At 44.0% G+C, this 24,458-nt stretch carries 17 protein-coding genes; 1 reads left to right on the top strand and 16 read right to left on the bottom strand.

Features of this window, described 5'->3' with window-relative positions; all coding sequences use genetic code 11:
- Positions 1 to 11 precede the first annotated feature (11 nt).
- The 10 genes from G633_RS18980 to G633_RS18975 form a co-directional block, all read right to left on the bottom strand.
- Positions 12 to 3,149, bottom strand: coding sequence for an ATP-binding protein (locus G633_RS18980; RefSeq protein WP_196804210.1), 3,138 nt, complete (start codon positions 3,147 to 3,149; stop codon positions 12 to 14).
- A 162-nt stretch (positions 3,150 to 3,311) separates the two neighbouring features.
- On the bottom strand, positions 3,312 to 3,755 hold the full coding sequence (locus G633_RS0101515) for an SMI1/KNR4 family protein (protein WP_026518877.1): 444 nt from the start codon (positions 3,753 to 3,755) through the stop codon (positions 3,312 to 3,314).
- 84 nt (positions 3,756 to 3,839) lie between these two features.
- Positions 3,840 to 5,360, bottom strand: coding sequence for a L,D-transpeptidase (locus G633_RS0101510; RefSeq protein ID WP_022767279.1), 1,521 nt, complete (start codon positions 5,358 to 5,360; stop codon positions 3,840 to 3,842).
- Between the two features lie 17 nt (positions 5,361 to 5,377).
- Positions 5,378 to 7,057: a biosynthetic-type acetolactate synthase large subunit gene (gene ilvB / locus G633_RS0101505; RefSeq protein WP_022767280.1), complete on the bottom strand. Its 1,680-nt coding sequence runs from the start codon at positions 7,055 to 7,057 to the stop codon at positions 5,378 to 5,380.
- A 42-nt stretch (positions 7,058 to 7,099) separates the two neighbouring features.
- A complete protein-coding gene (ilvD, locus tag G633_RS0101500) occupies positions 7,100 to 8,770 on the bottom strand; it encodes a dihydroxy-acid dehydratase (protein WP_026512316.1) in 1,671 nt (556 codons plus the stop codon).
- 20 nt (positions 8,771 to 8,790) lie between these two features.
- Positions 8,791 to 10,491, bottom strand: a complete 1,701-nt coding sequence (locus tag G633_RS0101495) for a glycosyltransferase family 39 protein (protein WP_081647035.1) — start codon at positions 10,489 to 10,491, stop codon at positions 8,791 to 8,793.
- Complete coding sequence (gene leuB / locus G633_RS0101490) at positions 10,469 to 11,572, bottom strand: 3-isopropylmalate dehydrogenase (protein WP_022767283.1); 1,104 nt, start codon at positions 11,570 to 11,572, stop codon at positions 10,469 to 10,471. The genes G633_RS0101495 and leuB overlap by 23 nt, the downstream gene beginning before the upstream one ends.
- Before the next feature lie 73 nt (positions 11,573 to 11,645).
- The gene (gene yajC / locus G633_RS0101485) at positions 11,646 to 11,999 is read right to left on the bottom strand and encodes a preprotein translocase subunit YajC (protein ID WP_022767284.1); all 354 of its coding nucleotides are present in this window, start codon (positions 11,997 to 11,999) and stop codon (positions 11,646 to 11,648) included.
- Between the two features lie 74 nt (positions 12,000 to 12,073).
- Entirely contained in the window at positions 12,074 to 13,255 is a 1,182-nt protein-coding gene (gene tgt / locus G633_RS0101480; RefSeq protein WP_022767285.1) for a tRNA guanosine(34) transglycosylase Tgt, read from the bottom strand.
- A gap of 13 nt (positions 13,256 to 13,268) precedes the next feature.
- On the bottom strand, positions 13,269 to 14,345 hold the full coding sequence (locus G633_RS18975) for a M15 family metallopeptidase (RefSeq protein WP_207638097.1): 1,077 nt from the start codon (positions 14,343 to 14,345) through the stop codon (positions 13,269 to 13,271).
- 173 nt (positions 14,346 to 14,518) lie between these two features.
- On the opposite strand from G633_RS18975, the gene aroC reads away from it, so the two are divergent.
- Positions 14,519 to 15,622, top strand: coding sequence for a chorismate synthase (aroC, locus tag G633_RS0101470; RefSeq protein ID WP_022767287.1), 1,104 nt, complete (start codon positions 14,519 to 14,521; stop codon positions 15,620 to 15,622).
- 52 nt (positions 15,623 to 15,674) lie between these two features.
- Here aroC and G633_RS0101465 read toward each other — a convergent pair whose 3' ends face one another.
- From G633_RS0101465 to pulA, 6 genes are all read right to left on the bottom strand, one after another.
- Positions 15,675 to 16,742 (bottom strand): lactonase family protein, encoded by a 1,068-nt coding sequence (locus G633_RS0101465; protein ID WP_022767288.1) that lies wholly within the window; start codon positions 16,740 to 16,742, stop codon positions 15,675 to 15,677.
- 114 nt (positions 16,743 to 16,856) lie between these two features.
- Positions 16,857 to 17,543: a hypothetical protein gene (locus G633_RS0101460; protein WP_022767289.1), complete on the bottom strand. Its 687-nt coding sequence runs from the start codon at positions 17,541 to 17,543 to the stop codon at positions 16,857 to 16,859.
- Between the two features lie 113 nt (positions 17,544 to 17,656).
- The gene (locus tag G633_RS0101455) at positions 17,657 to 18,724 is read right to left on the bottom strand and encodes a S66 family peptidase (protein ID WP_022767290.1); all 1,068 of its coding nucleotides are present in this window, start codon (positions 18,722 to 18,724) and stop codon (positions 17,657 to 17,659) included.
- Between the two features lie 12 nt (positions 18,725 to 18,736).
- Positions 18,737 to 19,819 (bottom strand): class II aldolase/adducin family protein, encoded by a 1,083-nt coding sequence (locus G633_RS18970; RefSeq protein ID WP_022767291.1) that lies wholly within the window; start codon positions 19,817 to 19,819, stop codon positions 18,737 to 18,739.
- 2 nt (positions 19,820 to 19,821) lie between these two features.
- Positions 19,822 to 21,066 carry a glutamate-5-semialdehyde dehydrogenase gene (locus tag G633_RS0101445; RefSeq protein WP_022767292.1) on the bottom strand — a complete coding sequence of 415 codons (1,245 nt, stop codon included), beginning with the start codon at positions 21,064 to 21,066 and terminating at the stop codon, positions 19,822 to 19,824.
- A 538-nt stretch (positions 21,067 to 21,604) separates the two neighbouring features.
- Positions 21,605 to 24,301 carry a type I pullulanase gene (pulA, locus tag G633_RS0101440; protein ID WP_242838808.1) on the bottom strand — a complete coding sequence of 899 codons (2,697 nt, stop codon included), beginning with the start codon at positions 24,299 to 24,301 and terminating at the stop codon, positions 21,605 to 21,607.
- Between the last annotated feature and the right edge of the window lie 157 nt (positions 24,302 to 24,458).

Raw genomic sequence — 24,458 nt, 5'->3', positions numbered from 1 at the left:
TTTCCTCATCTTCATCGCATGCTGCCAATTGCACTGTCTATCTTATTTCCCAAATCTTCGTATTTTGTAAGGAACTCAGAAACCTTATCGTTTCTTTCCTCTTCACTTAGGCCCTCGGCCTTCTTCTCTATTTCTTCCGCAAGGGCCGACAGCTCTTTTGCCCCAATAGCACGTGAAGTGCTCTTAATAGAGTGAGCAGTCATAGTCAGATTTTTTAAGTCTCCGCTCTCGATAAAGCCCCTTATCTTGGAAGCCTTATCAGTCACTGAAGCAGCGTAGACCTTAAGAGCTTCCATATACTCTTCTTCATCTCCGCAGTAATCTATGCCACTCTCGATATCAAGTTCGCATATAGCCTTTACCTGCGTCGGGATCTCATCTGAAGTAGCCTCTTCATTGCAGGGATTTGCCCTTGTTTTATTTATCTTGGATTCCGGCAGATACTTAAGGAGCATATTCTCCATCTCAAACAGAGTCACCGGCTTAGTCAGATAATCAGTAAATCCGCTTGCGATCATCTGCTCTCTGCCTCCTGCAAGAACATTGGCCGTAAGACAGATGATAGGAGTCTTCTTTGCCTTTTCCGGGTATTTATCTTTTAGTATTTCCAGCGTCTGAGTTCCGCTAAGGATAGGCATTCGCTGATCAAGAAATACGCAGTCATAGTCTTTGTCCGCAAAGAGCTTAATGCACTCATCTCCGCTTATCGCCGTTTCAATATTCATTTCATTCCCCTTTAGAAGTCCGCATATTACCTGCAGATTCATAGGGGTATCGTCAACAATGAGGATCTTAGCCTCCGGAGCAGTAAAGGTCGCTGCCCTCTTCTTTTTATGTTCACTCTTATCATCAAGATACAGTGGCTTGTATGGACCTATAGGTGTCTTATCTGATATCTCCTGCTCGATGGTAAAGGAAAACTTAGAGCCCTTTCCATACTCACTCTCAACCTTTATTTCGCTCCCCATAAGTGCCAGAAAGCTCCGCGAAATAGCAAGTCCAAGCCCTGAACCTTCAATGTTTTTCGTTCTCTCAAGGTCAAGTCTGTCAAATGCGGAAAAGAGCTTGTCCATCTCCTCTTCTTTAATTCCAATGCCGGTATCAGTGACTGAAACTTCCATGGTAAAAGACTTCTCGGTCTGCTCAAGGACTTTTGCAGAAAACTTCACTTCGCCCTCTTTGGTATACTTAACGGCATTGGTCAGAAGATTTGCACAGATCTGACGAAGCTTCTGCACATCGCCGATAGCTTCACAAACAAGCCTTTCATCAATATCCATGATAAGGTTTAGATTCTTTTCCTCAGCGCGATTTAAAACTATCATGTGAAGGCTGCTGAAAAACTCAAGCAGCGAATATTTCTGCTTGTGCAGTTCCATACGACCTGCTTCTATCTTGGAAAAATCAAGAATTTCATTGATTATGCCAAGGAGGCTCTCCCCGGCTTTTTCTATATTCTCAGCATAGTGGAGCACATTTCCATCATTTGACTCCATCTGTATCATTTCATTCATGCCGAGAATTGCAGTTATAGGAGTCCTTATTTCATGAGACATGTTGGAGACAAAATCTGTCTTCATGCGATTCGCCTGCTGTGCATGCATAAGAGTCCTTACGATAAGCGCGATCACCAAAAGTGCGATGATAAGAAGCATCGTAAGGAATATCCACATATTGTCTCTTAATCTGTCGGTGAGTGTATATGTGTAAAGCTGTTTTGAATATTTATTTGCTATATCACTGGGATAATCCGCGCCTATTACTTTTACGCCGTGATTAAGGAGCTTTAAAAGGCCTTCATTTCCAATCTTTACACCAAAGCACCTGTCATCCAAATGGCTTAAGGTTCTGGATGATAGTCCTTTGTACTTGCTGTTTTTAAGTATTTCGTTCGCGCGAAGACCGTTAAGCGTTGTAACGCCCGCTTCTCCCTTAAGTACTGCCTGCAGGCATGCATCAAATCCATGGTAAAGTATGATCTCAGAATCCGGGTAGTAAGTTCGGACATAGTAATACTGCATTCGATTGTTTTCATTTACAGCGATTTTAGAAAGACTCTCTTCATGGAATTCATCTTTGTATACCAGCTCCATGGTCGAGTACACAACTGAAGTCGACTGATAAATGCCGTTTACTTCCGAGTAGTAAAGTCCTCCGCCCACAGGGAATCCTGCATCAATTTCTTCATCACGAAGAGCAGCAACCATCTCATCATAGCTCTCGTACCCAACGTAGGACACTTCAATATCCCTGATATCAAGGTCTTCAAGCATCTTTGGGATTATGTCTTTTATAATGCCGTTTACATTTCCGTCTTTATCTGTGGCGCTATAAGGCAGATAGTCATTTAGATACCCTATTTCCAGAGTCTTGTTTTCAGAAAGCCACTGTCTCTCAGCATTAGAAAATGTGTGACTTGAAACGCTTGAAGAATAATATTTGCTCTGCAGATTTGCCACATAATTGGGTTCTTCCATGGCAAGCATATTCTGGGCTTCTTCCAGTTCCGAAAGAATATCCGGACGACTCTTCGTTACGCACAGATAATAGTCCGATGTGCCAAAGGTACATATAACCTCCGCATGTTCACGGCCATAGGCTCCATCACCCTCAGCAGCCATAACATCAACAGCCTTGGTATCAAAGGCTGTAAAAAGAGATTCATAATCATCAAAAGTAACTATCTCTGCATTAATTGAGTTTTCATTAAGGTAGTTTTCAAGGATATCAACGATGGCACTTTGAAGTACGCCGATTTTCTTCCCTGAAACAGAATTTGGAGAGAATGTGACTGATTCGTCATCATCATGTTTGACAAGGGTATAAACCTCGTTCCCCATAGGAGCTGAAGGATACCCAATAATACTAAGCCTGTCATCTCGCTTTGCAAGACCGGCAAGAAGATCTATGTCACCGGACAGCAGCATATCATACAGATCTCCAAAGCTGCCATAGACATACTCATAGTTCCAACCGGTATATTCCGAGAGCTTTCTGTAATACTCATACGCATAGCCGGTCTTAACTGCATCCGGAGAAGCGCCTTCTTCGAAGACCTCATTCTCGTAATAACCGATCTTTACGGTCTCTGCAGTCTCACTATCAGCATAGACAGGAATACTGACTGTTAGTGTAAAAAAGCACAACATTAACAAAGAAAAAAGCATTGAGACTACTCTTTTCTTCGTAGAAAATAGCCATTTAGTATAAAACTTATGGTGTCTTACGCTTATTCTCATACTATTAATATATCACTATAAGCACACCTTCATCCACTTTTTCCCGAATTTTTAATAACTACCACCCGTAAATTATTTGCTTTCAATAAATTCAGTAAAGGAATTAGCAATTTTGTATGTTACTGGAGAAAAATCTCCGGATTCTTCATGACTCCATACACATACTGATGGACACAATTTGTTTTCTCTATAATCAAGGCATACATAATCGCCTGAAAACAGTTCAGCAATTGGCAATAATTCTACCCCCACTAAATCTTCGTTATCAGTCAGGCGCTCGCCTATTTGAGATTCCACTACACTAATATCATACCATCCGTCAGCATTATCTCTAACGTTTTCTAAAATGCACAAAAACCTGGTTATGGCATAGGTTCTACCATTACATGTAAAAGACTTATCCGTAGGAATTCCACTGTTAAAGCTCATGATAAAATCTTTATAGTCCAATGGAAGACTCACTTTCCACTGCTTTTCTCTTTTTGAAATTAACTCTTCAGTTGGTAATGGATTCATATGTTATCCCCCATTAGCTCACTACATTCAATGTATGCCTTTATAAAGTAGATCCGGCAGCGAATGCTGCCGGATCAAAGTTCATCAATAGTACAATATTACCGGAGTTCCTATATCTACAACATCCCAGAGGACTTCTACAGAATCATAAGGACAGTTTATGCAGCCGTGGGATCCGTCGGATTTATAGATTTCTTCCCCGAACTTGCTGCGCCAGTTTGCATCATGAATGCCAACTCCTTTGTTTACTCCAAGCCAGTAATTAACGTATGAGACATAGTCTACGCCGCGCAGATAAGTATGGTATCTCTTGTTATAGACAGGATAGATTCCGGTTGGAGTACCTCTCGAACGATTAACATTACCTGTAACAACAGGCATATCCATGTTGAGCTCGCCGTCCACGTAGTAGTACAGCATCTGTTTACCCATATCGACTTCGATATAGGTCTTACCTAGCTTCTCATTTGCATCGTAGACAACTGCATTCTCGGAGAGCGCAAGGCTCTTTTCCTGTGGCATACCAAGTGTCCCGGCCATCATCTGGTCTCTGAGATATTCAAACTCAGATTTTATATCAAAGATTGAACCATCACCCTTAGAGCTTGAATTTACAATGATTGTGTTGCTGACGCCCTTTCTGTACTCATCCATCATCCAGGATGTGTCGTGGGAGTCTGCAATGTTCTTAAGGAAGGCATAAATCTTACTCTCGGACACGATCGGATTATATTCCGCATCAGTAACGATGCCTTCAACAATCTTGATATCTTCCTTTTCCGGAAGCTCTTTTTCCTCACCTGCAATAATAAAATGGCCAAGACCGGGATTATTCTTACTTGTCTTTTCCTCGAGCGCAGCATCGTAATCCCTTTGAGTCAAGATAAAGCTGCTTGCCTTACCCTTATCAAGAGATACCTTAACTCCCTCAAGGTCATAGGTAATATTGCAGTTCTGAAGGCCATCAAGCTTAGTAAAGACCTCCACCTTATCACGGTCAGAACTTCTTACATCGAGTTCTTTATAGCAGTCCTCACACTCTGCAAGGTCCAGAACGCTCTGCCTTTTAAGCATTGACTCATAAACCTTATCAACGATTTTTTCTTTCTCAGGCAGAGAAATAAAAGCATTCTCGAGAATATAGCCATCGGCTGTCTTCTCAATTGAGCACTTAAGGTCAGAGGGGTCGATAAATATCTCCCAGTCGGAAACCAGCTCTGCCACCTTATCTTTACTAAGTGCTACGTCAGGCTCATACTCACAGGTAAGGTTCTTAAACACATAAATCCCCCATTTAAGAGGATCCATGTTCTCAAATACCTCTGTGAGTGCGCCTCTGTAGTCCATGGTAAGATCAGTGTCACCTGCACTCACAAAGAGTCTGGCACCTGATTTATCCATGATGGCAATCCCATCGTAAGGTGAGCTCTCAAGGAGCTCTGCATTGACCTCACTTACTGATTTTCCGGTACAGTAAATACCATTTATCCAGGTAAAGCATGGGAAACCTCCCATGTAATACAGCCCAAGCGCAAAATACAGCGCTGCTAGGAGCACGATAATTGCTGTCACTCCTATAAAGGCTCTCTTAAATACCTTTTTCATAATCTCCTCAGTTTAGATCACTTCTTGTTTTTCAGGTCTTTCTCATCAAAGACTTCACTGATTGAAGCTCCCGGAGGCACCATAGGGAATACTTTGTCGTCCTCTTCTATGATGCAATCGAGAAGAACGGGTTTACCCATCTTAAGAGCTTTCTTAAGAGCAGGAGCGACTTCGCTCTTCTTGGTGATCCTGATAGCTTCGCAGCCAAGTCCCTCAGCAACCTTACAGTAATCAACCTTATCCTCAAATATGGTCTGTGAGTAATGCTGCTGATAGAAAAGAGTCTGCCACTGTCTTACCATTCCAAGAACATGGTTGTTGATAACAACCTCGATGATTGGAAGGTTGTATCTTGAAGCAGTAGCCATCTCATTCATGTTCATTCTAAAGCATCCGTCACCTGCGATGTTGATGCAGACTTTATCAGGGTTACCGACCTTGGCGCCGATACATGCGCCAAGTCCGTAGCCCATGGTTCCAAGACCGCCTGATGTAAGGAAGGTCCTTGGTTTTCTGTATTTGTAATACTGAGCAGCCCACATCTGGTGCTGTCCAACATCAGTTGTAATAATTGCATCGCCCTTTGTTAACTTATCAATCTCTTCGATGATATATGGGCAGGTGAGCTTGTCTGTATCATAGCCAAGAGGGAATTTCTTCTTGTAATCTGCTATCTTCCCCAGCCACTCGCTGTGATCAAGCTGCTCAAGCTTCTCATTAATTGCTGTAAGAACCCTCTTAAGGTCTCCTACGATAGCGAAATCAACTCTTACATTCTTGTTGATCTCGGCAGCATCCACATCGATCTGCAGAATCTTGGCTTTAGAAGCAAAGGTCTTGGCATTTCCTGTAACACGGTCTGAGAATCGCGCTCCCAGTGTGATAAGAAGGTCACATTCACTGACTCCAAGGTTTGAAGCCTTTGTTCCGTGCATACCGATCATACCTGTATAGAGCTTATCTGTTCCGTCAAAAGCGCCTTTTCCCATAAGGGTATCACATACAGGTGCATCAACCTTTTTAGCAAATTCAGCAAGTTCTTTTGATGCATTGGAGATGATAGCTCCGCCGCCTACATAGATGAAGGGACGCTTTGAAGCCTTTATCATCTTAACTGCCTGATTGATGTCATCGGTGTGGTACTTCTTGACAGGCTCTTCTTCAGAAATTGTAACAGGTCTGAAGTCACAGGTCTTAGCTGTAACATCCTTGGTAATATCAACAATTACAGGTCCGGGACGACCACTTCTTGCAATCTTAAAGGCCTTTCTGATGGTATCAGCAAGGTTCTTAACATCCTTGACGATATAGCCGTGCTTGGTGATAGGCATTGTGATTCCGGCTATATCTACCTCCTGGAAAGTGTCTTTTCCCAAAAGAGGGAGATTTACGTTGCAGGTAATAGCCACCATTGGAACAGAATCCATATAGGCTGTTGCAATTCCGGTTACCAGGTTCGTTGAGCCCGGTCCACTGGTTGCAAAGCACACACCAACCTTGCCTGTAGATCTTGCATAGCCGTCAGCTGCGTGAGCCGCGCCCTGCTCATGGCTGGTTAAGATGTGAAGGAAGTTATCACTCTGCTTGTAGAGTTCATCGTAAATGTTAAGGATTGTTCCTCCCGGGTATCCAAAGATTGTGTCTACCCCCTGTTCCTTAAGACACTCAAGAACAATCTGTGATCCTGTAAGTTGCATTTCAATACTCCTTTGGCTTCTATATTATTCGCCCGAAATTATTCAGGCTCTTGGAATTTCAAGTACAGCTCCTCTGTTTCCGCTGGTTACAAGCTCTCTGTATCTTGCAAGATATCCTGTTGTAACCTTAGGCTCTCTTGGCTGCCATTTCTCTCTTCTCTTTGCAAGCTCTTCATCTGATACCTTTACATTAAGAGCGTTGTTAGGGATGTCGATGGAAATGATGTCGCCCTCTTCGATGAGTGCGATAGGTCCGCCAACAGCTGCCTCAGGTGAAACGTGTCCAATGGAAGCACCACGGCTTGCGCCTGAGAATCTTCCGTCTGTTATAAGAGCAACGGATGAGCCAAGGCCACGGCCTGCGATAGCTGATGTAGGATTGAGCATCTCTCTCATTCCCGGGCCACCCTTAGGTCCTTCGTATCTGATAACAACAACGTCTCCGGCAACGATCTTGCCGCCAAGGATTGCCTCGATAGCATCCTCCTCACAGTCAAATACTCTTGCAGGTCCTTCATGAACCATCATCTCAGGAACAACAGCGCTCTTCTTAACGATACCTGTATCGGGAGCGATGTTACCCTTAAGGACAGCGATTCCGCCTGACTGCATGTAAGGATTCTCGATAGGTCTTATAACCTCAGGGTTCTTGTTGTATACGCCCTCAAGGTTCTCTTTAATTGTCTTACCAGTTGCTGTGATAAGGTCAGTATTTATCAGGTTCTTCTTAACAAGCTCTGACATAACGGCAAGTACTCCGCCGGCTTCGTTGAGGTCCTCCATATAGGTAGGGCCTGCAGGTGCCAGATGGCAGAGGTTTGGAGTCTTAGCAGATACTTCGTTTGCGATCTCCATGTTGATGTCAACTCCTGCTTCATGAGCGATTGCAGGAAGATGAAGCATTGTATTGGTTGAGCATCCAAGTGCCATATCCATTGCCATGGCGTTCATGAAAGCCTCTTTTGTCATGATATCTCTTGGACGGATATTCTTCTCAACAAGATTCATTACTGCGTATCCTGCCTTCTTGGCAAGTCTGATACGAGCTGAATATACAGCAGGGATGGTTCCGTTTCCGGGAAGTCCCATTCCGATTGCCTCTGTCAGGCAGTTCATGGAGTTGGCTGTGTACATACCTGAGCATGATCCACATGTAGGACAAGCCTTCTCTTCGAGCTCACAGAGCTCTTCATTACTCATCTTGCCGGCTGAAACTGATCCAACAGCCTCAAACATTGATGAAAGTGAAGTCTTGTGACCCTGGAACCTTCCGGCCATCATAGGTCCGCCGGATACAAATACTGTAGGGATATTTACTCTTGCAGCAGCCATTAACAGTCCGGGAACGTTCTTGTCACAGTTAGGGATACATACCATTCCATCAAAGGCATGAGCCTTGGCAAGACACTCTGTGCTATCTGCGATAAGGTCTCTTGTAACCAGTGAGTACTTCATTCCGATGTGTCCCATGGCGATACCGTCACAAACTGCTATAGCAGGAACTACTACAGGCATTCCGCCAGCCTCTGCAACAGCAAGCTTAACAGCCTCTGTGATCTTATCCAGATTCATATGTCCGGGAACAATCTCATTGTAGGAGCTCACAATACCGATAAGGGGTTTGTTTCTCTCCTCCTCTGTAAAACCAAGTGCATTGAACAGACTTCTGTGTGGTGCCTGCTGAAGTCCTTTCATAACTCTGTCGCTATTCATTGCCATAATCCTTTCTCCTCCTACTTGATATATAGAATAAAGTTCTCATTCTCGTAAATATTACGCATTGTATCTATGTAGTCCCAGTCGATAGTCTCATAGGTCTGATAGAATTTCCAGAAATCAGGTCCGCTGTAACCGGGCTCTAAAAGTTTTTTATCTATAATAACACAATCTGCGCCATCTACATCAGTCTTTTGACAATCTATGTCCCAGCCGAACTTAAGAAGATACTGCTGGTCGCAGTCCAAAACCGCTATATTATGACGCCTTGTGACATCTGCAATGTAGAGCGTGTTGAAGACGTCATTTTCTCTTGTTCCAAGCTGGCAGCTGTAATCATAGCTCGTTACTCTGAATACAAACAGAACTATGCAGAAAATAAGAGGCAGATATATGCCCTTACCGTTGTACCAATTCTCGCCCTTAAGAGTAGTCTCACTCTCCTTGTGGGCAATGTTCTCTGTCGCTGCGCCGGCCTTTTTCCTGAGCATGTTGTTGTATATTCTGATGAACACGTTGATAAGGCGCTCAAAGCATGCACAAAAGCATATGGTCAGGATAAATCCTCCGTAGCTAAAGACCCTTAGATAAGGGAGCTTCTTCTGAAGGATCAGCATCAGCATGGTCACGATAATATTGGATATTATCATGAGGTTTATGATGGTTCTGCTGTATGCAAAGTGTCTGATGCACTCATATCCCGCAACTATGATACTGGCCAGTACAATAACAGGAATGATGTACATAAATCCGGGTATCATGTAGTTATATAAGCGAAGTACCCAGCCTACACACTCTGCCCTGAAATCCTCTGCTGAAAGGCTCTGGATATAAGGCTGCTCCAGCATATATTCCATACCCTTAAGGAGTGAACTTACAGGTGCTCTTACAAGGACTGTTGCGTGGCTAAGTCCGAAATACTCTGAGCCTTCTGTCTTAACCAGAAGGTTTGAGCCAATTGCAAGCCATATCAGTGCATATAAAGCAATGGTGATAAATGCTGCTATCAGGCCGTATACAAAGAACTTCATAAACTTTCTGTAGTAGACATTATCCTTAAGGCTGTCATGAAGCTGTCTGCTCTTGTAGGCATTTACCAAAAGATATACCGAGATTGCAACACTCACCGGAATAACCCAGTAAACACTGCTGGGCACCGTGTAGAGTCCCATGACAAAGGCAAAAGCAATGCATACGTAGTAACTTGGCTTGGTGTCCTCGAGGCTGCAGATAAATCCTGCTATATAGACTGAAAGCAAAAAGCATGTTGTTGCCAGGGTATATCCTCTTCCCTGAACGCTGTACTCAACAACCACCTGCATGGCTGAGTACAACAGAAGTGCTCCGAATGCCAGGCCATGGGAATAATATCTTTTACAAATCCTGTAGACCAATATCAGGTTAGATATTGCACAGATAAAAGACACTCCGCGAAGTGCAATAAACGGATTCCCAAGATAGTATAAAAATGCCGACAAAACAGAGTACCCAACGTGGTTATTGGGAAGTGGCCAGTGGATCGCCGAGTAGATGACTCCTCTGCTTATAAACGTATAGTAGGTATAAAGCTCGTCGTACTGAGGCGTTATTGCGAACATTCGCCACAGATAATATGACGACATTGCTATTATGAAAAGAGTCGTCGCCATGGCCTCGGGCTCATGTGGCAGCAGATTATATATTCTTTTTTCGGTTTTATAGGTTAACGATTCGTTCAACTATGGCGTCTCCCATCGCTTTGCAGCCGACCTGAGTAAAGCCTTCACCTTTTGATGTCTGCATAAGATCAACGGTTCTGTAGCCATCCTCAAGTACTTTTCTTACTGCGTTTTCAATAGAATCTGCTTCTTTATCAAGATTAAATGAATATCTGAGCATCATCGCAGCTGAAAGAATAGTTGCGATGGGGTTTGCAATGTCTTTTCCCGCGATATCGGGTGCACTTCCGTGGCTTGGCTCATAGAGTCCAAAGCTTGTGTCGTTAAGGGAAGCACTTGGAAGCATTCCGATGGAGCCTGTGATCATGCTGGCTTCATCTGAGAGGATATCGCCGAACATGTTCTCTGTAAGAACAACGTCGAACTGAGAAGGGTCTCTTACCAGCTGCATTGCACAGTTATCAACCAGCATGTGCTCTAAGGTTACATCAGGATAGTCCTTTGCAACCTCCTCTACGACCTTTCTCCAAAGTCTTGAGGAATCAAGAACATTGGCCTTATCTACGCTGATAACACTCTTTCTTCTCTTGCGGGCAACTTCGAAAGCCTTTATGGCGATACGTCTTATCTCACTCTCCTTGTAAACAAGGGTATCTGTAGCTACCATCTCTCCGTCAACTTCCTTGGTGAATCTCTCACCGAAGTAAAGACCGCCGGTAAGCTCTCTCATGATAAGCATATCAAAGCCCTTTGCAGCTGCTTCCTCCTTGAGAGGGCAAGCTTCTGAGAGCTGAGGATAGAGGTACGCAGGACGAAGATTGGCAAAGAGATTAAGCGCCTTTCTGATACTAAGAAGCCCTGCCTCAGGTCTCTTTGAGGGTTCAAGTTTATACCATGGTGATGTTGAGGTATTACCTCCGATAGATCCCATAAGAACCGCATCTGCACTCTTTGCAGCATCGATGGTCTCCTGGGTAAGAGGAACGCCGTAAGCGTCAATAGAACATCCCCCCATCAAAACATCTTTATACTCCATCTCGTGGCCATAAACTTCTGCCACCTTATCAAGTACCTTTTTTGCCTGAGCAACGATCTCAGGACCGATTCCGTCACCCGGAATGCATGTGATGTTAAGCTTCATACTCTCCTCCTCCAATTAGAAATTAAGCCCGATTGGGACAGTCCCAACCAGGCTTTAAAAGACATGAAAAATATTACTTCTTTTTCGAATCAGAAGTATCATTAGCTGAAACAACCGCGTCTTCCGGCTTTTCAACCTCAACAATTGCTTCCTTAACCATAGGGATACGACAGTTCTTGTTGTTACCGAACTCAACGATTACCATGTCATCATTGATGTCGATGACTGTTCCGATGAATCCGCCTGTTGTTCTAACGCTGTCCCCAATAGCCAGAGATGAAAGGATCTGTGCTCTCTGCTTCTTTTCCTTGTTCTGCGGACGCATGAACAGGAAATAGAAAACTGCGATTACTGCGGCATAAACCAGAACCATTGAAATGATACTCTGTGTATTAGCTGTTGCTTCACTTGTTAAAAGTAAACCCATAACTTCCTCCATACCTTAAAAAAATAATATACACCCATCAATAATACTAAAAAGAGTAGCCAAGTTCAAGCTTTTTAACCCTTTCTCCAGTTTTTAGCAATATTGTAAGCATCTTTTACCGAATTGCCGTCAAACTCCTGCATTCCTTCAAGTTTGGCTCTCTTGTATTCTGCGAACTTGCCTGCATCCAGGGCATCTCTTATCTCTTCCATCATGTGATTATAGAAATAGAGATTATGCAGTACGCAGAGTCTCATGCCAAGCATCTCACCAGCCTTAAGAAGGTGTCTGATGTAAGCCTTTGAATATCTTCTGCAAGCCGGACACTGGCAGCCTTCCTCAATCGGAGAATCATCCATCTCATACCTTGCATTCATGATATTGATGTGACCTCTGTTTGTATAAAGGTGTCCGTGACGGCCATTTCTGCTTGGATATACGCAGTCAAAGAAATCTACGCCTCTCTCTACCGCCTCTAAAATGTTAGCCGGTGTTCCAACGCCCATCAGGTAAGTAGGCTTATCATCAGGGAGGAAAGGAACCACAGTTTCAAGCACATGGTACATCTCCTCGTGACTCTCACCTACAGCAAGACCACCTACAGCATAACCGTCCAGATCAAGATCTCTAATGACCTTGGCATGCTCTATCCTGATATCATCAAAGATTGCTCCCTGATTGATTCCAAAGAGCATCTGATGTGGATTGACTGTGTATGGAAGGCTGTTGAGTCTGTCCATCTCAGCCTTACATCTCTTAAGCCATCTCGTGGTCCTGTCCACCGACATCTGCACATATTCATGCTCTGCCTTGGCAGATGGACACTCATCAAAGGCCATGGCAATGGTTGAGCCAAGGTGTGACTGTATCCTCATGCTCTCCTCAGGGCCCATGAACAGCTTGTGGCCATCAATGTGCGAGTGGAAATAGACGCCTTCTTCCTTTATTCTTCTTGTCTTTGCAAGAGAAAAGACCTGAAATCCGCCCGAATCTGTCAGAATAGGCTTGTTGCAGCTCATAAACTTGTGCAATCCACCCATTCGATAGACGAGGTCGTCCCCCGGTCTTAAATGCAAATGGTAAGTATTGGAGAGGACTACCTGAGTTCCGATTCCCTCAAGGTCCTCTGTGGAAACGCCGCCCTTTATTGCTGCAACTGTGGCAACATTCATAAATACGGGAGTCTGGATCACACCGTGAACAGTAGTAAACTCAGCTCTCTTGGCACTTCCTTCTTTCTTTAAAATCTTGTACATAAATTCCTCTTACTTATTCAACATATAAATTCCAGAACTCTTCAAGGCATAGGCCGTTATCTGTGATCACACCGGCTGCATCGACACCTACGTATCTGAAGTGCCATGGCTCATATTCTATACTTGTGATCTCCTCTTTTCCTGAAGGGTATCTTAAGATAAATCCGTATTTTGCACTGTTATCCGCAAGCCACTTGCCGGCAGCCGTCTCTCCGAAACCCTCATCCAGTGATGAATAGCCGTCAGTGATGATATCAATAGCAAGACCAATCTGGTGCTCAGATGATCCGGGAACGGTTACTGCCTGGGATGCAAGGTTATAAGCATCCATGTAGCTCATTCCGCCGCCCATATATCTGTCGACCTTGTTGCCAAAGAGCATTGTCTGTCTGCCTAAGTCTCTGTAGGGTGAGCATACGATAAGATTGACGCCATCAGCCCTTGCAGCCTTGAGCATATCAAAAAGAGGTGAGATTACTCTCTCATCGCACTGCATGCTTCCACTGATAGTTCCAAGGTTGAACTCATAGTTGTCAGGGATCGGATGCTGCTTGTTAACAAGAATGAGCTTCCAGTCATCGCTGCTAAATGTAACTTTTTCCGCACCCTGGGACAAAAGAGTTCTTGACTCCTCTGCATCTGTTTCAACGGGAATATCTGCATCGAGGATCTCAGATACAGAAACCATGTTATCAATCTCAGCCGCATCAGGGTTAACCACTTCGCTGGCCTCCTGAAGTACTTCCAGATCCACATCCTGTGCTGTTACAAGCTCAGCATCTGACTCTGCAACTTCCTCCTGTGAAAGAACTTCCGGAGCCTGTTCTATATTCTCATCTATCTCAGTATTGGCAGCAAAGCTGATGTTTAAAGACATAGCCGGATAAGAAAAGCTACTGCTTGAAACAAAGAAAAGAATGATACACGCAAGACATGTAAACCTCTTGGCATTTCTGTAGAAATAGAACAAAAAGTTGTAAAGCGTTATGGCAATCATGGCATAGGCAAGTCCCAAAAAGGAAAAAGCCTTATGCTTTCTATTAAATTTCTCAACCCTGGAGATTACCTTATTTCTATAGGTAAGCTTCATTTGTAAGTTACTGGCATTCATCTCGGAAACCCCACTATTCCGGATATTTATTGCAAATTACAGAAAACTACCATACAATTATATAACTAATTAACACAAAATTCACTAATTTTGGCCTAAAAATTCCTTTATACTCATTTTAACGAAATAAAATTACTACTAAGGAGAGCTTTATGTCAGGATCAATTACAGGCAAGAACATCAGAGTTTCAACCTGGGGCGAGTCCCATGGAAAGGCCCTGGGGTGCGTTATTGACGGTTTCCCTGCAGGCCTTGATATCAATGAGGAGGACATCCAGAAGTTCCTTGACAGGCGCAAGCCCGGAACTTCCACCGCAACCACTTCCCGCAAGGAAGATGACCTTGTGGAGATCTTATCCGGTATATTCGAAGGCAAGACCACAGGAACACCGATATCTCTTTTGGTAAAAAACACTTCTCAGCGCTCAGCGGATTACAGCGAGATTGCTTCCTACTACCGCCCGGGGCATGCTGATTACGGCTATGATCAAAAGTATGGCTTCAGGGACTACCGCGGAGGCGGACGTTCTTCCGGAAGAGAGACCATCGGAAGAGTCGCAGCCGGTTCCATCTGCAGTAAACTCCTTAATATAATGGGGGTTAAGGTCTGCGCTTATACCAAATCCATCGGCGATGTAGCGATCGACTATGATAAGTTTGATGAAAACACAAGGCTTATCACTCCCACAGCCATGCCCGATGCTGATGCTGATAAAAAAGCCATGGCTCTTATTGAGAAGGCCCGTGAGGAGAAGGATTCCCTCGGCGGAGTTGTTGAGTGCAGGATCACAGGTGTTCCGGCAGGTGTAGGAGAACCGGTATTTGACAAGCTTGACGCTCTCCTGTCTCAGGCCATCATGAGCATCGGCGCTGTTAAGGCCGTTGAAATCGGTGATGGTATAAACGCTTCCAAGATAAAGGGCTCTGAGAACAACGATGCTTTTGAAAACAACGGTTCCCATATCACTAAAAAGACCAATCACAGCGGCGGAATCCTCGGCGGAATGTCTGACGGCAGCGAGATTGTGATAAGAGCTTACTTTAAGCCGACTCCCAGCATCGCATCCACTCAGGAGACAATCAACAACAGCGGCGAGAATATCACCATAAACATCAAGGGTCGCCACGATCCCGTGGTTGTTCCAAGGGCTGTCGTAGTAGTTGAGAGCATGTGCGCTCTGACAATCCTTGATCTTATGATCTCCAACATAACATCGACAGTTGATCCGATCATCAGCTTTTACAAAAACAAATAAGATACAGATAAAAATGAGGGTAGTCTTAACTAAATCGACTACCCTCATGTTTTTATTTCTTATTAAGCTTGTGGAACACAATACAGTTAGGTCTTGATACAGGAAGCTCAGGTCCGTTCATGACCATAGTTCCCTTGTCCATATCAACTGTAAAGAATGTAAGTGAATCCGACTCATGGTTAAGTGATATCAGATGCTTGTTGTCAGGGAAAAGAGCTGCATCCTTAGGATACTCTCCCGCAACAGGAAGCTGTATCTTCTTGGTGAGAAGTCCGGTCTCCTTATCTACCTTGAATACGATAGCATTGTTCTCTCCTGCTGTGGAGCTTACAAGGTAGTTATAATCTTCTGAGAATGAAAGTGCACTGCAGGCTACACCGATGGAATCTGACTCATCTGAGTTTGATACCTCCTGAATCTTGTTGAATTCAGGCATTCCGTTCTCTTCATGATACTCATATACATCTATTGCACACTTCTGCTCAAGGCACACGTAAAGGAACTTACCGTCCTTGGAGAACTGCATATGTCTTGGCGATGACTCCTGATCGCAGTGGATGACGTCAACCTCTTTGATCTTGCCGGTCTCATAGTTAAGTGAATAGATATTTACTCTGTCCATTCCAAGGTCAGCTGCAAGTACATACTTGTTGTCCTTGGAAACCTTGATGCACTGAACATGAGGAACGTGGTTACGTCCTGCTGCTGTTCCAAGGCCTTTGTGATATCTCTCATCGGTGATCTCACCGATACTTCCGTCCTTATTAAGTCTCAGGATTGTTACCTTACCGTCATGATAGCCTGCTGTAACAAGGAAGTTGTCTTTCTGATCCTCATTGAGATAACATCCACGCATTCCGTTGATGGAAGCTTCATTGATGAACTCAAGACTTCCGTCATCAAGTATATGGTATGCCTCAACTCCGTCATCTGTTATTGAATAAAGTGTATTGCCGGAGTGTGATATTCCGATATAAGAAGAGTTGGTGATCTCAACCTTCTGCTTCTCATACAATCTTCCCTTTTCAAGATCTACATCATAAATTCTGATTCCGTATTTAGTGCCAAGGCCTGATGTATAGCTCGACACATAGGCTACATACTTATCTTTTGCTGCCACCGTGGTGCCTCCTAAAAAGCATATTTGAAAAGCTCTATTTATCACATTCTATCACAACATTTGCAAATAAAAAAGGTCGCTCCGCAAAGAGCGACCCTGTTTTATCGTGTTTTCTCAAGGCCAGTTTACATATTTTCCGTCGATACAAACTCCTGCATATCCGTTTGCAAGCATAACAGCCTTATCTGACTCGGAAATTACAGGTGTAGCGTTCTTATCGCCGGTTGTTACACTAAAGTAAGAAGCTCCGTTACTTACAACGCCGTTCTGGGCAAAACTTGCCATAACGCCCTTGCCTTTAGTGAGTGAGAATGATGCCATAGCAACACCTTTCTCGTTATAGAGCATGGAAATCTTGCCGTTCTGTACAAGGCTTCCTGTTTTACCTTTTGCTAATGTAACAGGCAGCGTTGTATTTACAGGTTTTATATCTTGGACATATACCTCTACACAGTCATGTGCATCGGTTGATGCAAGTCTCTCATCATTGCCATAAAAGTGGAAAAAGACATTTTTACCCTGTTCATCTTCTCCAATATGGAAGGTTACATACTCAGTCCCTGATCTAAATGAGCATTCGCAATAAGTCGCATCACTTGTTGCGCCTTCAACAAAATAGGTATAATCAAATTCACTAAAAAACCACATGGTATGTGAAGATCCTGCAGGAATTGACATTGTTGTCTCACCAAAGTCCATCCACAGCTGCTCGCTATAAGCATAAGCCTTGTTTACCGGAAGCATTGCGATTAGCAGCGTCCCAAGTAACACTCCTGTCAAACACTTCATGATTTTATTCATAAAAACTACCTCCGTTCATGTTTTTACATAGATTTCTGCAATAATCACCTTTATTATAATTACATATTATCGATATTGCACATAAAATATTTCTAAACAACATGAATACGGCATTACATATCAGAATATTCGATATGGATATTATCAGAATTTACGCTTATTTTTGCTCTTGCACCCATAACAACGGGAAGCATGGGATCGATGTGACCGATCTCCGCATCCATTATAATGTCTTTTCCAAGAGACCCAAGTATGTCCGTTACTGCGTTGTACTGATCAACGCCCATCATGTTCTGCTTCCAGGATGTTTCCGGTCTGCCAAATACAAATCCGGATGCAGAGTCAAACCATCCGGCTTCTCTTAGATTCCAAAGACTTCTTCTGATAGACATAGGTGTTAGATCGCAGGCTTCAAGAACCCAGATGATATTATCGTTCTCTTTTACAAAATCCTTCATGTGGTCAAACTTTGTTCCGCATAAGTTTACGAGAATATCAAGGCATCCACCGAGGAGTATACCTTTCATTTCAACCTGTTCTTCTGAACGCTTCAGTTCACCATTTTTATTTTTGTAGATGATAAGCTCTCTGTCGTCGTTAAATGCATATGGTGCACGCAGATACTCATCAGTATATACATCCGGTCCCGGGCCTTCCAGCTCAGGATTTACAAAACGCTTATATCCGTCAAAAGAGCTCTTGGTTCCCTCAAGGAGTGCGAAGGAATCATATTCTGTTTCTTCCCATTTCTTGGCGTAGCCATTTATGCAAGGTCCATAGATTCCCTGGACTCCGGTTATTGTTACAAGTGGGAAAATAAAGTTAGTGTTATCGGAATAGCCGATGAACCACTTTGGCTTATAGACCTTAAGCTCATCAAAGTCCATATTGCTGATGGTCTCGCACATGAGCTCTCCGCCACCTGCGGAAATAATGGCATTTATGTCTTCTCTCTTGTAGAAGTCCATAAGCTCTTTTCCCGTAATCTTGGGATCTGTGCTGATGCCAAGTCCGTCATTCTTAAAGACAGTCTCTCCGGCGATGACTTTGTAGCCGCGGCTTTCGATGTTCTCTTTTGACAGAGGATACATGAGACTGTAGGGCTCGATTGACGGCCCAAAGGAAGGCGCAGTAACACCTATAGTATCTCCGGGCTTTATATATTCAGGTCTTTTTATCATACCTGCTTCTCCTTATTTCTCGATATCTGCAAGCTTTGAGTAAGACTTGCGATAATGTCTGTTCATCTTGATGCACTCAAAGAGTGACAGGTAATGTCCCTCTCCATTGCGCATTACGGCAATGTATGCGATGCAGCCCTTATCAAGGACCATTGCTACTGCCTCTGCGTCATCCTCGGTTGAACCCATGCAGTATGCACCGTCATTGGGGGCAAATACTACGTTGACATTTTTCTTGATATTGTGGTAGATCTCGCCCTCATTGCTTGGGATCTTAACTCCAACGCCGATGAGCTGAGCGAAGTCATCCAGAAGAGGCTTCATATGATTGGCGCGTCTTGAAACCATGAGCGCTGCCTCTGACTTGTTGTGCTTTATGAATTTAACGTCAGGGCGCTTTCCGTAGATCTGCTCGTGGATACGTTTTACTCTCTCAGGTGTATCGGGCTGATCATAGACTATTGTATCGCCCTCTCTGCGGGAGTTATAACCGTACTCCACACCGTGAGTCATATCCATCTTGCAGACATCAATAAGGAAATCGTTGCAGGCGGACTCCATCATTTCTGCCTGAAAGACAGCCTCGTTGGAGTTTGAACCAAGGCAGAGTGTTCCGTGGTTAGCCATGATGATTCCGTTTGCATCCGAATACTTCTTAAGTGTTCTTGATACGTTCTCTGCAAGCTTGTCTGTGCCCGGCATCGCATAAGGCGCTACGGGAATTGTCACATCCTCATCATCAAAATATGAGAACACTTTCTTGATTCCAAGTGTTCCTGCGCAGGTAGCAAATACCTGGTGTGTGTGAACAATAAAGCCGCAGTCCTTGCGGATCCTGTAAGCTGCAGCGTGAACCTTAAGCTCGCTCGAAGGCTTGTAATCTCCCTCGTAAGAAAAATCATTTATATTGACCTGTACAATCATCTCCGGAGTAAGGTCCTCGTACTTGATTCCACTGGGTGTGATGAGCATGTGGTCATCATCCACTCTGCTGCTGATATTTCCCCAGGTCCTTACGAGGAGTCCGATTTCGTGAAGATCTCTGGATATTCTTATTATGTGCTTTTTAGCATCCAAAAGTTCATTCTGATTCATGGTTATCCTCTGATCTGCCCCTCTCCGGTTATCTCATATTTGTAGGAAGTAAGTTCCTTAAGCCCCATAGGTCCTCTAGCGTGGAGCTTCTGAGTGCTGATGCCGATCTCTGCACCAAGTCCGAACTCAAATCCATCTGTAAATCTTGTTGAGACATTGACGTATACACAGGCAGCATCAACTCTGTCAAGGAACCTCTGAGCTGTCTCCTTGTTCTCTGTTACAATACACTCTGAATGGCCTGTGTTGTATCTGTTGATGTGGGCAATTGCTTCGTCCACGTTCTTTACTGTCTTAACTGAGATTATGTAGTCAAGATACTCTTTTCCAAAGTCCTCTTCTGTGGCATCTATTGAGCCTTCGATGAGGGGCTTGCTATCAGCATCTGCTCTTACCTCTACGTTGTGCTCTTTCATTGCCTTGGAGAACAGAGGAAGGAACTTGTCCTTTATATCCTCATGAACAACCAGTGATTCTGCTGCATTGCAGACTCCGATTCTCTGGGTCTTGGCATTTATAATGATTGGGATTGCCTTCTCAAGGTCAGCATCCATATCCACGTAGATGTGGCAGTTTCCTGTACCCGTCTCGATTACAGGGATGTTGGAATTCTCTGTGACTGCTCTGATAAGGCCTGCGCTTCCTCTTGGGATAAGCACATCCACATACTGCTTCATGGTCATGAACTCTTTAGTCACAGCCCTGTTGGTATCTTCGATAAGCTGGATAGCCTCCGGTGTTACTCCACTATCTTCCAGTGCCTTCTTGATGGCCTTGGTGATTGCAATATTGCTGTTGATGCAGTCGCTTCCGCCCTTTAAGATCACTGCATTTCCTGACTTAAAGGTCAGCGCAAAGGCATCAGGAGTTACGTTTGGTCTTGACTCATAGATTATTCCCACTACTCCCATGGGAACTCTTACTTTCTTAATCTTCATTCCGTTAGGACGGGTAAACTCCTCCATAACTTCCCCGATAGGATCAGGAAGATCAGCTACCTGCCTAAGTCCCTCTGCAATAGCTTCAATTCTTTTATCATTTAATGTAAGTCTGTCGATCATACCCGGATGCATTCCGTTTTCTTTTGCATGCGCAAGGTCAATCTCATTGGCTGCAATTATGCTGTCCGCGTCGGCAACAATTTGCTCAGCAACCGCTCTAAGAGCCTTATTCTTAATTTCAGTGGAAAGATTCTGGACTTCATACTTGGCCTCAAAGGCCTTCTGACAAATAGATGTAAGCGTCATAGGTTCCCCTCCCCGATACTTCTCTTTTTGAAAAAATTCTTCTAAATTATCCCATAAACCTCCCAAAAAGTCTACGCCATTAGAAATGAGTCAGCGGGGACGTTTCAGTTTGACTCAAAATGACATCACATAGTGCCATATTTTGTACGTTGATTGGAAACGTGATTTCGACCACCCCACAACTCTTCTCTATATTAAAAATAGTTGGAATTCGCAAATTGGATTTTCAATTCTGATGACATGAGTGCATCACAAGACATCCGTAGGCCATGTGCTGTGATGTAGGAAAAACGTTAGACATCAAATATTTAGAAATTTTCCAAAACATAAGTTTTGTAATTTCCAACTATTTTCCCATAGGAAAATTTTTGTGATGCATTTCAAAAACAAGCTCCAACCAACTTTACTCTATTGGTGGATTTGTGATGCACTTTCAGCCATGTCAGTCTTCAAGCATGTAAAAAGGAGTCAATGAGAACCGTCCCCATTGACTCACCCATTGAATCAAAAAATGAGCCCCTGACTCCGTCCCTAGGGATCATTTTTTCTTCTTATTCTTGAGGAACAGTGCGATGGCGATGGCTGCTACTCCGGCAATTGCTGCAATGATCGGAACAACTGCCTTATTCTTCGCGCCAGCCTTATCGACACCGGCCTTACCTGCGTCGCCTTTAACAAGCACAACAGACGATATAGGCTCTACCGTGACACTTCCCGATACAGTCTCTATAACCTCAGTACCGGCCTGTGCACCCTTAACATACACATTCCAGTTTCCTTCAGGAAGAGCCACAACAGTCTCAGTCTCATTTGGGTTAAACGCAAGGAATATCTGCTCTGCGCTCTCACCCTCCAGAGCCTTATCTGAGTTGTCCATCACAAATGCCAGTACATTCTTATCAAGTCCCTCGACAGCCTTAACTCTAGCTGACACATCTTCCGCTGAAGAGAGCCTCAGTAGCGCATGCTCTTTTCTAAATGCTATCAGTCCCTTATAGAATTCCAGGTTCTTTTGATACCCCGGATCATCAAGGTTCTCCCACTTAATGCAGTTCACCTCATCCCCTGAGCTATAGCTGTTTGAGTCAAAAGAGCCATCCTCTTTAACCTTGGTTCTCAGAATCTCCTCACCTGCCTGCATAAAAGGTACACCCTCTGCGGTCAGATAAAAGCTGGCTGCAAGGTTGCTCATCTTTATCCAGGACTCCTCATCTAAATCCGTTCTTGATCCTGCAATCCTGTCATAGAGAGTGTTGTTGTCATGGCAGGATGCATACTGAATGATCTGTGACGGATTCTTGGACCAGGTCTCGCTTGCAAGGAAAGATGCTGTCATTGCTCTCTCTGCATTTCTTGCTCCTGATGCCCATCCTACCTCCGAGGTACTGAACACGCTTCCCTTTAAGCCATCACGTATATTGTCGTTGAAATAAGCAAAGCCCGGTGTCTTCTCAGAAGACTGCTGAGTTGCCATTACAACATTCTCCTTGGTCACATCCGTATTCATGCTCCAGCCTTCGCCATAGAATATGACATCAGGATGTGTCTCGTGAACCTTCTCCACAATTTCGTTTATTGTATCCACATCGATAAGTCCCACAAGGTCAAATCTAAATCCATCAATGTGATACTCATCAGCCCAGTAACATACTGAGTCAACAATGTATTTTCTTACCATGCTTCTCTCTGAAGCAGTGTCATTTCCGCAGCCTGAGCCGTTTGAATATGTTCCGTCTGCATTTATTCTTGAGAAATATCCCGGTACAAGACGGTTTACGCAGAAGTCTTTTCCACTGTAAACATGATTGTAAACAACGTCCATAACAACAGAAAGCCCATTGTCATGAAGAGCCTTAACCATCTCCTTAGCCTCTTTTACCCTGACATTTCCATCGTGGGCATCGGTCGAATATGACCCCTCCGGAACATTGTAATTAACAGGATCATATCCCCAGTTAAAGCGCTCGCTGCTCTCATCATTCTCATCAACAGAACCAAAATCATAGAAAGGCAGAAGGTGAACGTGAGTCACTCCAAGGCTTTTGATGTAATCAATACCCGTAGCATTTCCGCCTTCAGTCTTTGTTCCCGTCTCAGTAAATGCAGTATACTTGCCTGCATTTGCCATGTTGCCATTCTCATCCACGGAAAAATCGCGAATGTGCAGTTCGTAGATCACAGCATCGGTCATACTCTCTGATGCGTGTGGATTCTTGTCATCCGCCCAGCCTTCCGGATCGGTTGAATCAAGATCAATTACCATAGCTCTTTTGCCATTTACACCTGTAGTTCTGGCATAAGGATCGCAGGCTTCCACATTCAGTCCGTCAAGAACCGCAGTATATGTATAATAAGTACCAGCAAGGTTCTCAGAAACTTCTGCCACCCATGTACCCTTATCGCCTGCCGTCATCTCGACGGATTCTACAAGGTCTTTTTTCCAGGGATCGCCGGACTCATATAAATTCACTGATACGCTCTCAGCAGTCGGTGCCCATACGCGGAACACGGTCTTATCTGCCGAAACTGTTGCGCCGAGGTCATCTCCCTCATAAGTGTACTGATCTTCAAATTCCTTCGTAGAATATACAATAGGCATGTTTACAGGAAACTCCTGACCATCAAAGCCAAGCCTGTAATTTCTGTTAGGATCAAGCACATCCCCTATCGTCAGATCATAGAAATACTGCGTATCTGAAGCCTTCTCAGAAAGCTCAGCCTTTGTCACTTCTACATCTCCAAGTCGTCCGCTGACATAGAAAGTATCAAGCAAAGACTCATCAATCTCGCCCGTAAGTTCAATCTTTATTGTCTTATCGCCGTCATAAACAGCGCTTTTAAGCTTAGTTCCGGTCATTACATCCTCCCCGTATTCTTTTTCGCAGCCTTCAACTCCCGATTCCACATAAGCGTGAACCGTGCCCGAGACAACCTCAGAAAGATCAATGAACTGATCCATATCAACATCCTTGTCCCAGTCCTGCGTTCTTACGATATAGCCAACCTTGGTCTTGCCTGCAGGAACGCTATATGTTGCAACCATCTCTCCGTCCTCATCTTCGAACGGAATTCCCTCGCCTTCTCCGCCGTCAGGCCACATCCATACATCCCAGCCATCGTACTGTTCATCATCTCTGTGATAGTGAAGTTTGAGTGTAACTCCCTCATCTGCTCTTACTGTGATTGACAAGCTCAGCTCTGATAACAGGGTAAAAGACATTACTACTGCCGCCAATAGAGCTAACACCCGCCTAAATACAACATTTTTCACTTCAAAATTCCTCCCCGATTTATTTGGAAAACGTTTTCCTATATATTCTACTCCACGCCAGCCCCTACGGTCAACAAGAAATACCCCCGACCCGTATCTCTACAAGCCGAGGGTATTTCTT

It is taken from the genome of Butyrivibrio sp. FCS006 (genome assembly GCF_000424525.1).
In the GTDB taxonomy this organism is placed as follows: Bacteria; Bacillota; Clostridia; order Lachnospirales; family Lachnospiraceae; genus Butyrivibrio.
This window is presented reverse-complemented; position numbering and strand designations above follow the sequence as displayed.

Excerpts from the sequence above, each read along its gene's own strand:
- G633_RS18980 (WP_196804210.1), bottom strand. The coding sequence starts at position 3,149 with ATGTTGTGCTTTTTTACACTAACAGTCAGTATTCCTGTCTATGCTGAT.
- G633_RS0101515 (WP_026518877.1), bottom strand. The coding sequence starts at position 3,755 with ATGAATCCATTACCAACTGAAGAGTTAATTTCAAAAAGAGAAAAGCAG.
- G633_RS0101510 (WP_022767279.1), bottom strand. The coding sequence starts at position 5,360 with ATGAAAAAGGTATTTAAGAGAGCCTTTATAGGAGTGACAGCAATTATC.
- ilvB (WP_022767280.1), bottom strand. The coding sequence starts at position 7,057 with ATGCAACTTACAGGATCACAGATTGTTCTTGAGTGTCTTAAGGAACAG.
- ilvD (WP_026512316.1), bottom strand. The coding sequence starts at position 8,770 with ATGAATAGCGACAGAGTTATGAAAGGACTTCAGCAGGCACCACACAGA.
- leuB (WP_022767283.1), bottom strand. The coding sequence starts at position 11,572 with ATGAAGCTTAACATCACATGCATTCCGGGTGACGGAATCGGTCCTGAG.
- yajC (WP_022767284.1), bottom strand. The coding sequence starts at position 11,999 with ATGGGTTTACTTTTAACAAGTGAAGCAACAGCTAATACACAGAGTATC.
- tgt (WP_022767285.1), bottom strand. The coding sequence starts at position 13,255 with ATGTACAAGATTTTAAAGAAAGAAGGAAGTGCCAAGAGAGCTGAGTTT.
- G633_RS18975 (WP_207638097.1), bottom strand. The coding sequence starts at position 14,345 with ATGAAGCTTACCTATAGAAATAAGGTAATCTCCAGGGTTGAGAAATTT.
- aroC (WP_022767287.1), top strand. The coding sequence starts at position 14,519 with ATGTCAGGATCAATTACAGGCAAGAACATCAGAGTTTCAACCTGGGGC.
- G633_RS0101460 (WP_022767289.1), bottom strand. The coding sequence starts at position 17,543 with ATGAATAAAATCATGAAGTGTTTGACAGGAGTGTTACTTGGGACGCTG.
- G633_RS0101455 (WP_022767290.1), bottom strand. The coding sequence starts at position 18,724 with ATGATAAAAAGACCTGAATATATAAAGCCCGGAGATACTATAGGTGTT.
- G633_RS18970 (WP_022767291.1), bottom strand. The coding sequence starts at position 19,819 with ATGAATCAGAATGAACTTTTGGATGCTAAAAAGCACATAATAAGAATA.
- G633_RS0101445 (WP_022767292.1), bottom strand. The coding sequence starts at position 21,066 with ATGACGCTTACATCTATTTGTCAGAAGGCCTTTGAGGCCAAGTATGAA.